13 protein-coding genes are annotated in these 15691 nt (G+C 57.8%); 8 read left to right on the top strand and 5 right to left on the bottom strand.

The features are described from left to right. The coding region (locus PGR09_RS19040; protein ID WP_430916419.1) for a sodium ion-translocating decarboxylase subunit beta at positions 1–546 on the top strand (546 nt) is incomplete at its 5' end. A gap of 365 nt (positions 547–911) precedes the next feature. Continuing rightward, entirely contained in the window at positions 912–1610 is a 699-nt protein-coding gene (locus PGR09_RS19035) for a hypothetical protein (protein ID WP_430916418.1), read from the top strand. Between the two features lie 29 nt (positions 1611–1639). On the opposite strand, the gene degS is transcribed toward PGR09_RS19035, so the two are convergent. From degS to zapG, 3 genes are all read right to left on the bottom strand, one after another. Continuing rightward, positions 1640–2698 (bottom strand): outer membrane-stress sensor serine endopeptidase DegS, encoded by a 1059-nt coding sequence (gene degS / locus PGR09_RS19030; RefSeq protein ID WP_430916417.1) that lies wholly within the window; start codon positions 2696–2698, stop codon positions 1640–1642. Between the two features lie 87 nt (positions 2699–2785). Further along, positions 2786–4153 (bottom strand): serine endoprotease DegQ, encoded by a 1368-nt coding sequence (gene degQ / locus PGR09_RS19025; protein ID WP_047077785.1) that lies wholly within the window; start codon positions 4151–4153, stop codon positions 2786–2788. 173 nt (positions 4154–4326) lie between these two features. Beyond that, positions 4327–4725: a Z-ring associated protein ZapG gene (zapG, locus tag PGR09_RS19020; protein WP_015369480.1), complete on the bottom strand. Its 399-nt coding sequence runs from the start codon at positions 4723–4725 to the stop codon at positions 4327–4329. Positions 4726–4915: 190 nt separating this feature from the next. Here zapG and zapE point away from each other — a divergent pair, with 190 nt between their 5' ends. From zapE to PGR09_RS18990, 6 genes are all read left to right on the top strand, one after another. Beyond that, complete coding sequence (gene zapE / locus PGR09_RS19015; RefSeq protein WP_047077786.1) at positions 4916–6046, top strand: cell division protein ZapE; 1131 nt, start codon at positions 4916–4918, stop codon at positions 6044–6046. A gap of 247 nt (positions 6047–6293) precedes the next feature. Then, positions 6294–6722, top strand: coding sequence for a 50S ribosomal protein L13 (gene rplM, locus PGR09_RS19010; RefSeq protein WP_002918559.1), 429 nt, complete (start codon positions 6294–6296; stop codon positions 6720–6722). 15 nt (positions 6723–6737) lie between these two features. Continuing rightward, on the top strand, positions 6738–7130 hold the full coding sequence (gene rpsI / locus PGR09_RS19005) for a 30S ribosomal protein S9 (protein ID WP_000829818.1): 393 nt from the start codon (positions 6738–6740) through the stop codon (positions 7128–7130). 309 nt (positions 7131–7439) lie between these two features. After that, positions 7440–8078 carry a stringent starvation protein SspA gene (sspA, locus tag PGR09_RS19000; RefSeq protein ID WP_015369483.1) on the top strand — a complete coding sequence of 213 codons (639 nt, stop codon included), beginning with the start codon at positions 7440–7442 and terminating at the stop codon, positions 8076–8078. A gap of 3 nt (positions 8079–8081) precedes the next feature. Then, positions 8082–8579 (top strand): ClpXP protease specificity-enhancing factor, encoded by a 498-nt coding sequence (sspB, locus tag PGR09_RS18995; protein ID WP_045394985.1) that lies wholly within the window; start codon positions 8082–8084, stop codon positions 8577–8579. Positions 8580–8699: 120 nt separating this feature from the next. Continuing rightward, a complete protein-coding gene (locus PGR09_RS18990) occupies positions 8700–9395 on the top strand; it encodes an N-acetylmannosamine-6-phosphate 2-epimerase (RefSeq protein ID WP_430916416.1) in 696 nt (231 codons plus the stop codon). Between the two features lie 62 nt (positions 9396–9457). Here the strand turns inward: PGR09_RS18990 and gltD are convergent, their stop codons facing one another. Then, positions 9458–10876 carry a glutamate synthase subunit GltD gene (gene gltD, locus PGR09_RS18985; RefSeq protein WP_430916415.1) on the bottom strand — a complete coding sequence of 473 codons (1419 nt, stop codon included), beginning with the start codon at positions 10874–10876 and terminating at the stop codon, positions 9458–9460. Between the two features lie 9 nt (positions 10877–10885). After that, entirely contained in the window at positions 10886–15346 is a 4461-nt protein-coding gene (gltB, locus tag PGR09_RS18980) for a glutamate synthase large subunit (protein WP_072056438.1), read from the bottom strand. Between the last annotated feature and the right edge of the window lie 345 nt (positions 15347–15691).

Here is a 15691-nt window from a genome sequence, read left to right as displayed (position 1 = left end):
CGCATGGTGCAGCTGCGTACGGTGAGCAAACGCGAGAAGATCCTCTTCCCGGCGGTGCTGTTGCTGCTGGTGGCGCTGCTGCTGCCGGACGCCGCGCCGCTGCTGGGGATGTTCTGCTTCGGCAACCTGATGCGCGAAAGCGGGGTGGTGGATCGTCTGAGCGATACGGTGCAGAACGCGCTGATCAATATCGTCACCATCTTCCTCGGGCTGTCGGTGGGGGCCAAGCTGGTGGCGGACAAGTTCCTGCAGCCGCAGACGCTGGGGATCCTGCTGCTGGGCGTGATCGCCTTCTGCGTGGGCACCGCCGCCGGGGTGATCATGGCGAAGCTGATGAACGTGTTCAGTAAGCACAAGATCAACCCGCTGATTGGTTCCGCCGGGGTATCGGCGGTGCCGATGGCGGCGAGGGTGTCCAACAAGGTGGGTCTGGAAGCGGACGGGCAGAACTTCCTGCTGATGCACGCGATGGGCCCGAACGTGGCCGGGGTGATCGGCTCGGCGATCGCCGCCGGGGTGATGCTCAAGTACGTGCTGGCGATGTAGGCCGGCGTCCATCCCGGATAGCGGCTGGCACCTTATCCGGGCTACCGGTCCGCTCCGGTTTGTAGCCCCGGTAAGCGCAGCGCCACCGGGGAGAGGTTCCCGGATGGCGGCTGGCGCCTTATCCGGGCTACCGGTCCGCTCCGGTTTGTAACCCCGGTAAGCGCAGCGCCACCGGGGAGAGGTTCCCGGATAGCGGCTTGCGCCTAATCCGGGCGACCGGTCCGCTCCGGTTTGTAGCCCCGGTAAGCGCAGCGCCACCGGGGAGAGGTTCCCGGATGGCGGCTGGCGCCTTAGCCGGGCTACCGGTGACCCCGTAGCTCGGCCGGGCGCCGCGCGAGCCGGGAATTTTCCCTGAGGAGGCTTTGATGAATGAAACGCTAGTATTACATCCTGCCAGCCGGTCGTCGGCAAAAGAGGGGGTCGTGGATGACGCCCTGGCGTCGCTGGAGGAGCTTGAACAACTGCATCCGGCGCTGAATCTGCTGGCGCACCCGCTAGTCGGCCGTGGCAGCCATGATTTCTTTGTCTGTTGTTATGACGCCGGTATACAGCATGCGCAGACCGGGGAGGCTGAAACGGTAGCGGCGTTGCTTGATTCGCTGACGCATGAGCGGCAAAGGAGCGGCCTGCTTTGCGCCGCTGCCGGGCATCTGGATGCGCTGCGTCAGCCGCTGACGCATAATCGTTTATGCGATCTGGCCGGGCAGATGTGCGCCAGCCTGGCGCAGGCTGATAGTGAATCATGCAGCGGTTTCTACACCGTACGCAGTATCTCGCTGCCGGTGTATCGACGATTGCTGCGGGACAACCATGCGCACAGCGTTTGTTTACAGCAGTCGCTGCTGCATTTACTGGCCTGGAAGAGTGAATCGCCGTGGGCGCGGCAGCAGGCGCAACGGCTGCTGTGGCAGGGCGGGGTTCTCGGCGAGAGAGGGGAGTTCGCGTTACTGACGCTGGATGATGAACTGCGGGAGCGGCAGATCCGCTGGCCATCGTTGTGGTCGTTACTGGCGGTGACCGGGTTTCTGGCCAGATTCCCGGCCGGACCGCTGTTTGCCGATTAATCGCGCTCCCGATAAAGGAGCGCTAAGCGTTAATTTGTCGCCGGGTATTCCTGTACCGCCACGTGCAGGGTGATTTTCTTATCATCGCGCATGATGACCACCGGGATTTCTGAACCCGGGCGAATTTCCGCAACCTGGTCCATGGTTTCCAGCGCCGAAACTGCTGGTTTATCGTTCACCGAGATGATCACGTCATTGGCGCGGATCCCAGCCTGCGCCGCCGGGCCATCCGGGGCGACGTCATTCACGACGATCCCCTGGATCTGATCCATGCCGCCGCTCTGCGCATGCATTGGCGCGATCTCGCGGCCGCTGATCCCGATGTAACCGCGGATCACCCGACCGTCGCGGATCAGTTTATCCATGATCTTGGTCGCCAGCTGGAACGGGATGGCAAAGCCGATCCCTTCCGGCGTTTCGCCGTCATTGCTCTTATCAAACGACAGGGTGTTAATACCCATCAATTCACCCAGCGAGTTGACCAGCGCGCCGCCGGAGTTGCCGTGGTTGATAGAGGCATCGGTTTGCAGGAAATTCTGCCGCCCGGTAGGGTTCAGGCCGATACGACCGGTCGCGCTGATGATGCCCTGGGTGATGGTTTGTCCGAGGTTATATGGGTTGCCTATCGCCAGTACTACATCGCCGATATGCGGAACGCGTTTCGGGTTAATCGGGATGACCGGCAGGCCGCCGCTGGCGTTTATTTTGAGCACCGCCAGGTCGGTCAGGGTATCGGAACCGACTAACAGGGCTTCGAATACCCGTCCATCCTGCAGCGCAATGATTATCTGGTCAGCATCGTTGATGACGTGCTTGTTGGTGAGGATATATCCGCGTTGGTCCATGATAACGCCGGAGCCAAGCGTCAGCTGGTTATGGCTGGTGCTGTTCAGCGCGCGGTTATAGACGTTGACCACCGCCGGCGCGGCGCGTCTTACCGCGGCATTATAGCTGGCGGGCGATTCGTCAGCGGTATCGCTCGGCGTCGCCGATGAGAGCTGCCACTGGCGCAGCGAAGGTATCGCCGCCAGCAGGATGCCGCCGACGATTAAACCGATAAGGACTGAACGTAAAAGCTTTCCTGGCATGATGCGAATATCGTTAATTAATGGGCAGGCGCAGCATAGCATGACTTATCCGGACATCGCACGACGCGCGATGTCCGGAAGCAGCCGTCAGCGTAGCAGCAGATAAATGCTTTCGTTACCGCGCAGCACATTCAGCGCGATGACGGCCGGTTTGGTTTCCAGCACTTTACGTAGCTCGGCGATGGAACGCACGCGCTGGCGGTTGAGGCCGATAATCAGATCGTCTTTATGCAAGCCAACCTGCGCCGCCGCGCTGCCTTTATCGACGCTATCGATAGTCACGCCCTTAGTGCCGTCTTTCAGCTGGCCATCGCTTAGCGCCGCTCCCTGCAGGGCCGGGATAATCAGATCGGCGCTGGCGGTGGAAGAAGTGCTCTTATCCAGCGTGACTTCGACCTCCAATGGTTTGCCGTCGCGCAGTAGCCCCAGTTTTACTTTAGTGCCAGGGGCGGTAGTGGCGATACGCGAACGCAGCTCGGCGAAGCTGCTTAGCGGTTTGCCGTTCATGCTGACGATAACGTCACCGGATTTAATCCCTGCTTTTGCGGAGCCTGAATTGGCCAGGACTTCGCTTACGAAGGCGCCGCGCTGAGCGTTGATATTCATCGCTTTAGCGATATCCGCGCTCATTTCCATGCCTTTAATGCCCAGCAGGCCGCGTTTAATCTCGCCGTATTGAATAAGCTGATCGGCGAGTGTCTTCGCCATGTTGCTCGGGATGGCGAAGCCGATGCCGATGCTGCCGCCGCCCGGCGCCAGAATGGCGGTATTAATGCCGATAAGCTCGCCGTTGAGATTCAGCAGCGCGCCGCCGGAGTTGCCGCGGTTAATTGAGGCATCGGTTTGAATAAAGTTTTCCAGCCCTTCGAGATTAAGGCCGCTACGGCCCAGCGCGGAGATAATGCCGGAAGTGGCGGTTTGGCCGAGGCCGAAGGGGTTGCCGACGGCAACGGCGAAATCGCCGACGCGCAGTTTGTCGGAATCCGCGATGGCGATTTGCGTTAAATTGCTGGGTTTTAAAACCTGCAGCAGAGCGATATCGCTCTGTTCGTCGCTGCCTACCAGTTTGGCATCGAACTCGCGGCCATCGTTCAACTGAATGCTGATTTTCTGCGCCTGGCTTATTACGTGGTTGTTGGTCAGCACGTAGCCTTTGGCGGCGTCGATAATCACCCCTGAACCGAGGCCTTCAAACGGCTGCGCCTGCTCTTGCGGCGCGTTGTCGCCGAAGTATTTTTTCAGCTCTTCCGGCATATTCTGCACCGGCGAGGCGGTGCCTTCTACCTGCACGCTCACCACCGCAGGCAATACTTTTTCCAGCATCGGCGCGAGGCTCGGCAGCGCGCCCTGGCCTGGAACCTGGGTCGGCAGTGATGCCGCCGCCGGAGGCAGGACCGACAACGATAATCCAATGCTTAACGCTAACGCACTCAACAGCAAAGTCTGTTTCTTCATTAGATGCTGGCTCTCGTAACCTGAGGTGTATGGAAAAAACGTCCGAATGATTTGATGTTATTGAATTTTCGACCGGCTAACAATGCGGTCCGTGCTTAAATTGTAGCTGGGATGCAGGGGGAAGACGGGCGCGGAAGGCGCGCCCGGTAAATATTTTTACGCAGACAGCGGGATCAGTCGCGTTTCGCGCCACCGCGCAGCAGGCCGGATGCGCCTTCAGAGTAGTCGCGCGGCATCTGGACCGGCGCCTGATCGTTGCTGGCTTCGGACTCCGCCAGGCGATTGCGGAACGGATTGGCGTCCGCCATGGCGTCCGGCAGCAGGCTGCTGGAGCTTTTTGCCATGTGCTGATACAGCTGACGGTAGTCATCCGCCATGTTGTCCAGCAGTTCTGCGCTGCGCGCAAAATGGCTGACCAGCTCTTCGCGATACTCTTCAAGCTCTGCTTTATTCTTTTCCAGTTCGAACTGCAGCGCTTGTTGCTGACGCAATTTGCGGTTACCAAAACGCATGGCGACGGCACCGATGATGATACCGACGACTAATCCAATTAGCGCGTATTCCCAGGTCATGAACATCTCCCGTTGTTTTGTGGTTCCGTAGGGTGGCTGTTAGGCTCTCCGCCTGCGCCCGATAGTGCCACTATAACCGCTAATTCCACAGAAGTGGAATCCTGGCGTATCATCGCGTACTGTAGAACCGCCTTTTTTTCGTCAATCGTGCGTCACGGCGCCACGGTTTTCAAGGAATAACAATAAGATCATGCAAAGCCTGTCCCCAACATCGCGTTACCTTTTAGCTCTCAAAGAGGGCAGCCATCAACCAGACGATGTCCAACGAGAAGCGGTCAGCCGACTCGATACCATCTATCGTGAACTGCAGGATAAACCTGTAGCCGCAGCGCCCGCGGGCGGCGGTCTGCGGGCGAAATTCAGCAAACTACTCGGCAAGCGCGAGCCGGCGGCGGAAACGACCGCCGTACGCGGCCTGTATATGTGGGGCGGCGTGGGGCGCGGCAAAACCTGGCTGATGGATATGTTCTATCAAAGCCTGCCGGGCGAGCGTAAACAGCGCCTGCATTTCCATCGCTTTATGCTGCGCGTGCACGAAGAGTTAACCACCCTGCAGGGGCATAGCGACCCGCTGGAAATCGTTGCCGACCGCTTTAAAGCGCAAACCGATGTGTTGTGCTTCGACGAGTTTTTTGTCTCCGACATCACCGATGCCATGCTGCTCGGCGGCTTAATGAAAGCGCTGTTCTCGCGGGGGATTACGCTGGTCGCTACCTCGAACATCCCGCCGGACGAACTCTACCGCAATGGTCTGCAACGCGCGCGTTTCCTGCCGGCGATAGACGCCATCAAACAGCATTGCGACATTATGAACGTCGATGCGGGGATTGATTACCGCCTGCGCACTTTAACCCAGGCGCATCTGTGGCTGTCGCCGCTCAATGCCGAGACCAGCCAGCAAATGGATAAACTCTGGCTGGCGCTGGCGGGGGGCAAACGCGAGCAGATGCCGACGCTGGAAATTAACCACCGGCCGCTGCCGACGTTGGGCGTGGAAAACCAGACCCTGGCGGCGTCGTTCGACACGCTGTGCGTAGATGCGCGCAGCCAGCACGATTACATCGCGCTGTCACGCCTGTTCCATACCGTGATGTTGTACGATGTGCCGGTGATGACGACGCAGCTCGAGAGCGAAGCGCGGCGCTTTATCGCGCTGGTGGATGAATTCTACGAACGCCATGTGAAGCTGGTGGTCAGCGCGGCGGTACCGCTGTATGAGATCTATCAGGGCGAACGCCTGAAGTTTGAGTTCCAGCGCTGTTTATCGCGCCTGCAGGAAATGCAAAGCGAAGAGTATCTGAAGCAGCCGCACATGCCCTGAATCCAGCCTTCTTCTCAGGTTGAGAAAAACCTGCTGCAAATCACATAAAGGGGTCGATCTTTGGCCCCTACTTCTCTATAATCTTGCGACCCCACGTTACGAGAAGGTTTTTTTTCCCGAAATCTTCTATGTGCTGGCATAGGCTATTCGAAGGGGTAGGTTTGCCGGACTTTGTCGTGTGAACCTCAACTGACTAAACGTTTGGGTGTTCACCAACGTGTAACTTATTTATTTGGGTAAGCTTTTAATGAAAACTTTTACAGCTAAACCAGAAACCGTAAAACGCGACTGGTATGTTGTTGACGCGACCGGTAAAACTCTGGGCCGTCTGGCTACTGAACTGGCTCGTCGCCTGCGCGGTAAGCACAAAGCGGAATACACTCCGCACGTTGATACTGGTGATTACATCATCGTTCTGAACGCAGAAAAAGTTGCTGTAACCGGCAACAAGCGCGAAGACAAAATGTACTACCACCACACCGGCCACATCGGTGGTATCAAAGAAGCGACCTTTGAAGAGATGATTGCCCGCCGTCCTGAGCGTGTGATTGAAATCGCGGTTAAAGGCATGCTGCCAAAAGGCCCGCTGGGTCGTGCTATGTACCGTAAACTGAAAGTTTACGCTGGTAACGAGCACAACCACGCGGCACAGCAACCGCAAGTTCTTGACATCTAATCGGGATTATAGGCAATGGCTGAAAATCAATACTACGGCACTGGTCGCCGCAAAAGTTCCGCAGCTCGCGTTTTCATCAAACCGGGCAACGGCAAAATCGTAATCAACCAGCGTTCGCTGGAACAGTACTTCGGTCGTGAAACTGCCCGCATGGTAGTTCGTCAGCCGCTGGAACTGGTCGACATGGTTGAGAAACTGGATCTGTACATCACTGTTAAAGGTGGTGGTATCTCTGGTCAGGCTGGTGCGATCCGTCACGGTATCACCCGCGCTCTGATGGAGTACGACGAGTCCCTGCGTTCTGAACTGCGTAAAGCTGGCTTCGTTACTCGTGACGCTCGTCAGGTTGAACGTAAGAAAGTCGGTCTGCGTAAAGCACGTCGTCGTCCGCAGTTCTCCAAACGTTAATTGTTTTCTGCTCACGCAGAACAATTTGCGAAAAAACCCGCTCCGGCGGGTTTTTTTATGGATAAAACGGCTGTTATCCACAAAGAAATGGCCTGTTCTTACCACTTTTTCAGCATTTCCAGAATACCCTCACCACAACGTCCGCAAAATCTGGTAAACTATCATCCAATTTTCTGCCCAAATGCTGGTGGTTGTTCATTTTTTAGTTAATCAATGAACATATCGTCGCCGTGCGAATGGGGTTTATACATCTGGCTGGCCATGCGTGGTCGGCAGCAGTAAAAATTCTGAATATACCTGGAGGTTTTCATGGCTGTCGCTGCCAACAAACGTTCGGTAATGACGCTGTTTTCTGGTCCTACTGACATCTATAGCCATCAGGTCCGCATCGTGCTGGCCGAAAAAGGTGTCAGTTTTGAGATAGAGCACGTGGAGAAGGATAACCCGCCTCAGGATCTGATTGACCTCAACCCGAATCAAAGCGTCCCGACGCTGGTGGATCGTGAGCTCACTCTGTGGGAATCCCGCATCATTATGGAATACCTGGATGAGCGTTTCCCGCATCCGCCGCTAATGCCGGTTTACCCGGTGGCGCGTGGTGAAAGCCGTCTGTACATGCAACGTATCGAGAAAGACTGGTATTCGCTGATGAATACCATCCAGACCGGTACCGCGGCCCAGGCTGATGCCGCTCGTAAGCAGCTGCGTGAAGAACTGCAGGCGATTGCGCCGGTCTTTACTCAGAAGCCTTACTTCCTGAGCGATGAGTTCAGCCTGGTCGATTGCTACCTGGCTCCGCTGCTGTGGCGTTTGCCGGTTCTCGGCGTAGAACTGGTGGGTGCTGGCGCGAAAGAGCTTAAGGGCTATATGACTCGCGTCTTCGAACGTGATTCTTTCCTCGCTTCTTTAACTGAAGCCGAGCGTGAAATGCGCCTCGGCCGGGGCTAAATAATGGATGTATCACAGCTGACGCCGCGTCGCCCGTACCTGCTGCGGGCGTTCTATGAGTGGCTGCTGGATAACCAGCTGACTCCGCACCTGGTCGTCGATGTGACGCTTCCAGGCGTTCTCGTGCCGATGGAGTACGCTCGCGACGGCCAAATCGTTCTGAATATTGCGCCGCGTGCGGTGGGCAATCTGGAACTGGCGAATGACGAAGTGCGCTTTAACGCCCGCTTCGGCGGCGTACCGCGCAACGTTTCCGTGCCGCTGGCTGCGGTACTCGCTATCTATGCCCGTGAGAACGGCGCAGGAACGATGTTTGAACCTGAAGCGGCCTATGACGAAGATGTCAGCAGCCTCAACGATGATGACGTCGCGCCTGAGAGCGAAAACGAAACGGTGATGTCGGTGATTGATGGCGATAAGCCGGATAATCACGATGACGATCCTGACGACACGCCACCGCCGCCGCGCGGTGGTCGTCCGGCGCTGCGCGTTGTGAAGTAATTCCTGACAGGCCCTCCGGGGCCTGTTTTTTTTGCCTGCCTGCTTTGTTAACCCCGCCACACATCACGCGTCTCGCCACTGGTACTGTTAACGCTACACGTATCCGTTCGGGGAGCAGGAATGTCTTTATTTGCCCAACTAAATTCGCGCATACGCCAGCATGGCGGCTTAATTGTCTCCTGCCAGCCGGTACCCGGCAGCCCGCTTGATAACCCGCAGATTGTCGCCGCGATGGCGCTGGCGGCAGAGCAGGCGGGGGCGGTGGCGCTGCGTATTGAAGGTCTGAACAACCTGCAGGCCGTTCGTTCGTTAGTGACGGTGCCCATTATCGGCCTGATAAAGCGCGATCTGCATGAAAGCCCGGTGCGTATCACCCCGTGGGTGGAGGATATCGTCGCGCTGGCGCAGGGCGGGGCGGATATTATTGCCATTGACGGTACGCAGCGTCAGCGTCCGGTACCGGTATCGGCGCTATTGGCGAAAATTCATCATCAGGGAAAAGTGGCGATGGCGGATTGTTCGTCTCAGGCCGATGCCCTGCAGTGCTGGCAGCTGGGCGCAGAAATCGTCGGCACCACTCTTTCAGGCTATACCGCAGAAGAGACGCCGGATGAGCCCGACCTGGCGCTGGTGAAAAGCCTCAGCGCCGCGGGCTGCAGGGTAATCGCCGAGGGGCGGTATAATACGCCAGCGCAGGCGGCTGAGGCGATGCGCCACGGCGCGTGGGCCGTCACCGTCGGGTCAGCGATAACCCGCTTAGAGCATATCTGTGGATGGTATAATACGGCGTTGAAAAAAGCCGTTTCTAATCGATGAAGCATAAAAAAGCCCGATGGCGTTAACCATCGGGCTTTTATGCGTTGCGACTCAGAATCTAATCAGACTTCAAGATAGTTGAGGATACCGTCTGCCGCTTTGCGGCCTTCGGCAATCGCCGTTACCACCAGGTCCGAACCGCGAACGATATCGCCGCCGGCAAAGATTTTCGGGTTGCTGGTCTGGAACGCGTTGTCGCTGCCTTCCGGGGCGATGATGCGGCCCTGAGAGTCCAGCTCGACGCTATGTTTCGCCAGCCATTCCATGCTGTGCGGACGGAAACCAAACGCCATCACCACCGCGTCTGCCGGCACCACGTGCTCGGAACCGGCGACGATTTCCGCGCGACGGCGGCCTTTCGCATCCGGCTGGCCCATTTCGGTGCGCGCCATTTTCACGCCGCACACTTTGCCGTTGGCATTCACTTCCACGCCCAGCGGCTGGACGTTGAACTGGAATTCGACACCCTCTTCACGCGCGTTTTTCACTTCGCGTTTGGAGCCCGGCATGTTTTCTTCGTCACGGCGATAGGCGCAAATAACGTGCGCCGCCCCCTGACGAACCGAGGTCCGCACGCAGTCCATCGCGGTGTCGCCGCCGCCGAGAACCACCACGCGTTTGCCTTCCATACTGACGAAAGGTTCGTATGCCGTTTCGCCAAAGCCCATGATCTGTTTGGTGTTGGCGATAAGGAACGGCAGAGCGTCATACACGCCGTTGGCATCTTCGTTTTCCAGCCCGCCGCGCATGGACTGGTAGGTGCCCACGCCCAGAAATACCGCATCGTACTCTTTCAGCAGATCGTCGAGCTGGACGTCACGACCCACTTCGGTATTGAGCCGGAACTCAATCCCCATGCCGGTGAAGATCTCACGGCGGCGGGTCATCACCTCTTTTTCCAGCTTGAACGCCGGGATGCCGAAGGTCAGCAGGCCGCCGATTTCCGGATGACGATCGAAGACGATCGCCTTCACGCCGTTGCGGGTCAGCACATCGGCGCAGGCCAGCCCTGCCGGACCGGCGCCGATGATGGCGACGGTTTTACCGGTTTGCTTCACGCCGGACAAGTCCGGGCGCCAGCCCATCTCAAACGCTTTATCGTTGATATAGCGTTCAATGTTGCCGATGGTCACCGCGCCGAACTCATCGTTCAGGGTGCAGGAACCTTCGCACAGGCGGTCCTGCGGGCAGACACGTCCGCAGACTTCCGGCAGGGTGTTGGTCTGATGCGACAGCTCCGCCGCTTCAAAAATACGCCCCTCGTTGGCCAGCTTCAGCCAGTTCGGGATGTAGTTGTGCACCGGACATTTCCATTCGCAGTACGGGTTGCCGCAGGAGAGGCAGCGGTCCGCCTGCGCCTTGGCCTGGCCTTCTGAAAACGGCTCGTAAATTTCTACAAACTCAATTTTACGGATCTTCAGCGGTTTCTTTGGCGGATCAACACGCTGCAGGTCGATAAATTGGTATACGTTCTGACTCATCTTAACCCCTTACTGCGCCTGCACCCGCAGCTCAGCTGCGGAACGACTACGGTGACCCAACAGTGCTTTAACATCGCTGGACTTCGGTTTAACCAGCGCAAACTTCGCCGCGAAGGCCGGCCAGTTGGCGAGGATCTCTTCGCCGCGCTGCGAACCGGTAAGCTGGACGTGTTCGGTAATTAAGCCGCGCAGGTGTTCCTCATGGATAGCCAGCGTGTCCACGTCCAGAACTTCCACCAGTTCAGGGTTAACGCGTTTACGGAAGTCGCCATCTTCATCCAGGACGTAAGCAAAGCCGCCGGTCATACCTGCGCCGAAGTTCACGCCGGTTTTACCCAGGATACAGACGATACCGCCGGTCATGTATTCACAGCCGTTGTCGCCGATGCCTTCCACCACGGTGATGGCGCCGGAGTTACGTACCGCAAAGCGTTCGCCCGCGCGTCCTGCCGCGTACAGACGACCGCCGGTCGCGCCATACAGACAGGTGTTGCCAATGATGCTTGCTTCATGGCTGCGGAAGGCGGAGCCGACCGGAGGACGAATCGACAGCAGACCGCCCGCCATGCCTTTACCCACGTAGTCGTTGGCGTCGCCGGTCAGGTGCAGCTCAACGCCGCCGGCGTTCCAGACGCCGAAGCTCTGGCCCGCGGTACCGCTAAAGTGGGCGGTAATCGGGTCGGCGGCCAGCCCCTGGTCGCCATGAGTCTGGGCGATATAACCGGACAATGACGCCCCAACGGAACGGTCGGTGTTGCGAATATCGAACCAGAACGTTTTGCTCTGTTTGTTATCCACATACGGCTTCGCCTGCTGCAGCAGCTGCGCGTTGAGCACGCCGTTATCGAACGGCGGGTTGCTCTCGGTGCAGTACAGCGCCTTGCCCGGCAGCGGCTCAGCGGTTTCCAGCAGTTTGCCGAGCTCCAGTTTCTGCTGTTTCGCCGTAAAGCCTTCCAGTTCTTTCAGCAGGTCGGTACGGCCGATCAGGTCCACCAGGCGCTTCACGCCCAGCTGCGCCATCAGCTCGCGGGTTTCGCGGGCGATGAATTCAAAGTAGTTGGTCACTTTGAACGGCAGGCCGTGGTAGTGGTTCTTACGCAGTTTGTCGTCCTGGGTCGCTACGCCGGTGGCGCAGTTGTTCAGATGACAGATACGCAGGTATTTACAGCCCAGCGCGACCATCGGGCCGGTGCCGAAGCCGAAGCTTTCCGCGCCAAGGATCGCCGCTTTGATGATATCGAGGCCGGTTTTCAGGCCGCCGTCTACCTGCAGGCGAATTTTATGACGCAGGCCGTTGGCGACTAGCGCCTGCTGGGTTTCCACCAGGCCAAGTTCCCACGGACAGCCGGCATATTTCACCGATGAGAGCGGGCTCGCCCCGGTACCGCCATCGTAACCGGCGATAGTGATAAGGTCTGCGTAGGCTTTCGCCACGCCGGTGGCGATGGTGCCGACACCCGGTTCGGAAACCAGTTTGACGGAAATCATCGCCTTCGGATTGACCTGCTTGAGGTCGAAAATCAGCTGCGCCAGATCCTCGATAGAGTAAATATCGTGGTGCGGCGGCGGGGAGATCAGCGTCACGCCCGGTACCGAATAACGCAGTTTGGCGATATAAGGCGTCACTTTGTCACCCGGCAACTGTCCGCCTTCACCGGGTTTCGCGCCCTGGGCGACTTTAATCTGGATCACGTCGGCATTCACCAGGTAGGCTGGAGTAACGCCGAAACGACCGGAAGCCACCTGCTTAATGCGCGAGACTTTGTTGGTGCCGTAGCGCGCCGGGTCTTCACCGCCTTCACCGGAGTTGGAGAAGCCGCCGATGCTGTTCATCGCTTCCGCCAGTGATTCGTGCGCTTCCGGGCTCAGTGCGCCGATCGACATGGCCGCGGTATCGAAGCGTTTAAACAGCTCTTTCGCTGATTCCACCTCATTGATGCTTACGGCTTCATCGCCTGGGTTGAGCGCCAGCAGATCGCGCAGCGTGGCCGCCGGGCGTTCATTAACCAGCTTCGCGTATTCCTGATAATCACGGTATTCGCCGCTCTGAACCGCCTGCTGCAGGGTGCGAACGACGTCCGGGTTGTAGGCGTGATATTCGCCGCCGTGGACGTATTTCAGCAAGCCGCCCTGAGCCAGCGGTTTACGCGCCAGCCATGCGCGCTTCGACAGATTCAGCAGGTCCTGCTGGAAGTCGTCGAAACCGGCACCGCCGATGCGGCTCACTACGCCCTGGAAGCAGAGGTCGGCCACGTCGCGATGCAGGCCGACCGCTTCGAACAGCTTCGAGCAGCGGTAGGAGGCGATGGTCGAGATCCCCATCTTCGACATGATTTTGTACAGGCCTTTGTTGATGCCGTTACGGTAGTTCAGCATCACCGCACGGTATTCTTTATCGATAGCTTTGCTATCCACCAGCTTCGCCAGGGTTTCGTAAGCCAGATAAGGATAGATAGCCGTCGCGCCAAAGCCCAGCAGCACCGCGAAGTGGTGCGGATCGCGGGCGCTGGCGGTTTCGACGATGATGTTAGCGTCGCAGCGCAGGCTCTTTTCGACGAGGCGCGTCTGGATAGCGCCAACGGCCATCGGCGCCGGCACCGGCAGACGATCTTTCGCGATGTTGCGGTCAGACAGTACCAGCAATACGGTACCGTTACGCACCATCTGTTCCGCTTTATCGCACAGCGCTTTTACCGTCTCGGCCAGCGTGGTTTCGTTGGCATCAAAGGTAATGTCCAGGGTGTCGGCGCGATAGTGCTCCTCCTCCATGGTGGTCAGCTGTTTAAAGTCGGAGTACAGCAGGATCGGCGATTTGAAGCTCAGGCGGTGCGCCTGGCCTTCCGCTTCGCAGAAGACGTTCATTTCGCGACCAATACTGGTAGCCAGCGACATCACGTGCGCTTCACGCAGCGGATCGATAGGCGGGTTTGTCACCTGGGCGAACTGCTGGCGGAAATAATCGTAAATGATACGCGGCTGGCTGGAGAGCACGGCGAATGGGGTATCATCGCCCATCGAACCGACCGCTTCCTGGCCGTTTTCCCCAAGGACGCGCAGAACGGAGTCCAGCTCTTCGGCGCTGTAGTTAAACTGTTTCTGGTAGCTGGCGAGCGTGTCGTCATCCAACTGACGGCTGCCGACTTCTTCTTCCGGCAGGTCTTCGAACGGCACCAGACGGCGGACGTTTTTCTCCATCCACTCTTTGTACGGATGGCGGCTTTTCAGATCGTTATCGGTTTCCGCCGAGTGCAGAATGCGCCCGCTGCGGGTATCGATGACCATCAGCTCGCCAGGCCCAACGCGGCCTTTTTCCATCACCTCATCCGGCTGATAGTCCCAGATGCCGACTTCAGACGCGCAGGTGATGAGTTTATCTTTGGTAATGACGTAGCGCGCCGGACGCAGACCGTTACGGTCGAGGTTACAGGCGGCGTAGCGACCGTCGGACATGACGATGCCCGCCGGGCCGTCCCACGGCTCCATATGCATGGAGTTAAAGTCGAAGAACGCGCGCAGCTCCGGATCCATATCCGGGTTATTCTGCCAGGCCGGCGGTACCAGCAGGCGCATCGCGCGGACGATATCCATCCCGCCTGCCAGCAGCAGTTCCAGCATATTATCCATCGAGCTTGAGTCAGAGCCGGTTTCATTGACGAACGGCGCGGCGTCATGCAGATCGGGGATCAGCGGGGTCTGGAATTTATAGGTACGGGCGCGGGCCCACTGGCGGTTACCGGTGATGGTATTGATTTCACCGTTGTGCGCCAGATAGCGGAACGGCTGCGCCAGCGGCCAGCGTGGCACGGTGTTGGTGGAGAAGCGCTGGTGGAACAGACAGATAGCGGATTCCAGGCGCAGGTCCGCGAGGTCCAGGTAGAAGCGCGGCAAATCCGCCGGCATACACAGACCTTTATAGATATTGACCAGGTTTGACAGGCTACAAACGTAGAAATCTTTGTCGTCCTGCAGGCGCTTTTCAATGCGACGGCGCGCGATGAACAGACGGCGTTCCATATCGCGCGGGCGCCAGCCTGCCGGAGCGTTAACAAAAATTTGTTCAATACGAGGCAGCGAGGAGAGGGCGATTTCACCGAGCACGCCTTCGTTAGTCGGCACATCGCGCCAGCCAACGATAGACAATGTTTCGCGTTGCAGCTCTTCTTCAACGATACGGCGCGCAGCGCTTGCCAGCTCGGGGTCTTTATTCAGGAACAGCATCCCGACGGCGTAGTTTTTGGCTAAGCGCCAGCCGCGCTCTTCCGCCACAATCCGGAAGAAACGATCGGGTTTTTGTAACAGCAGGCCGCAACCGTCGCCGGTTTTACCATCGGCAAGGATCGCGCCGCGGTGCTGCATTCGGGCCAGTGCGTGTATAGCGGTGCGCACTACCTTGTGGCTAGGTTCGCCTTCTATGTGGGCGATCAGGCCGAAACCACAGTTATCCCGCTCAAGGGATTTGTCGTACAACATATCAGTGAACCTCCCCAGGCTCTACGGGATGCCCTCTTAATCGATTGCGCGCAAGGCACAGCAAGAGCATGGCGACGGGGTAAGGGCATCTTTGCCTACCTCGCATTCGCCCTCTTTAAATCCTTTTCGCATCGGTACACAAGTTTGAGGACTTGCTATTAAGAGGGAATCTCAATTACTGCATAAATATGATGAGCAGAGCGCTCATCCAGAAAGCTTCCAGCGGATTCCCAACTTATCGAGAATCCACACTTACGTCAAATGGCAATCTTATTTATACAAAAGTGTGCTAAGAGGTGGTTAATTTTATGATTTTAAAGAGTATTATTGTTTTTTTAAAGGCAT

The sequence above is a fragment of the Klebsiella sp. 141251 genome, from assembly GCF_050600725.1.
Lineage (GTDB): Bacteria > Pseudomonadota > Gammaproteobacteria > Enterobacterales > Enterobacteriaceae > Klebsiella > Klebsiella aerogenes.
The sequence above is the reverse complement of the archived record's forward strand: the minus strand, read 5'-3'. Positions and strand labels throughout refer to the sequence as shown.

Coding starts and splice junctions, on each gene's coding strand:
- PGR09_RS19035 (WP_430916418.1), top strand. CDS start 912: ATGAATGAAACGCTAGTATTACATCCTGCCAGCCGGTCGTCGGCAAAA.
- degS (WP_430916417.1), bottom strand. CDS start 2,698: ATGCCAGGAAAGCTTTTACGTTCAGTCCTTATCGGTTTAATCGTCGGC.
- degQ (WP_047077785.1), bottom strand. CDS start 4,153: ATGAAGAAACAGACTTTGCTGTTGAGTGCGTTAGCGTTAAGCATTGGA.
- zapG (WP_015369480.1), bottom strand. CDS start 4,725: ATGACCTGGGAATACGCGCTAATTGGATTAGTCGTCGGTATCATCATC.
- zapE (WP_047077786.1), top strand. CDS start 4,916: ATGCAAAGCCTGTCCCCAACATCGCGTTACCTTTTAGCTCTCAAAGAG.
- rplM (WP_002918559.1), top strand. CDS start 6,294: ATGAAAACTTTTACAGCTAAACCAGAAACCGTAAAACGCGACTGGTAT.
- rpsI (WP_000829818.1), top strand. CDS start 6,738: ATGGCTGAAAATCAATACTACGGCACTGGTCGCCGCAAAAGTTCCGCA.
- sspA (WP_015369483.1), top strand. CDS start 7,440: ATGGCTGTCGCTGCCAACAAACGTTCGGTAATGACGCTGTTTTCTGGT.
- sspB (WP_045394985.1), top strand. CDS start 8,082: ATGGATGTATCACAGCTGACGCCGCGTCGCCCGTACCTGCTGCGGGCG.
- PGR09_RS18990 (WP_430916416.1), top strand. CDS start 8,700: ATGTCTTTATTTGCCCAACTAAATTCGCGCATACGCCAGCATGGCGGC.
- gltD (WP_430916415.1), bottom strand. CDS start 10,876: ATGAGTCAGAACGTATACCAATTTATCGACCTGCAGCGTGTTGATCCG.
- gltB (WP_072056438.1), bottom strand. CDS start 15,346: ATGTTGTACGACAAATCCCTTGAGCGGGATAACTGTGGTTTCGGCCTG.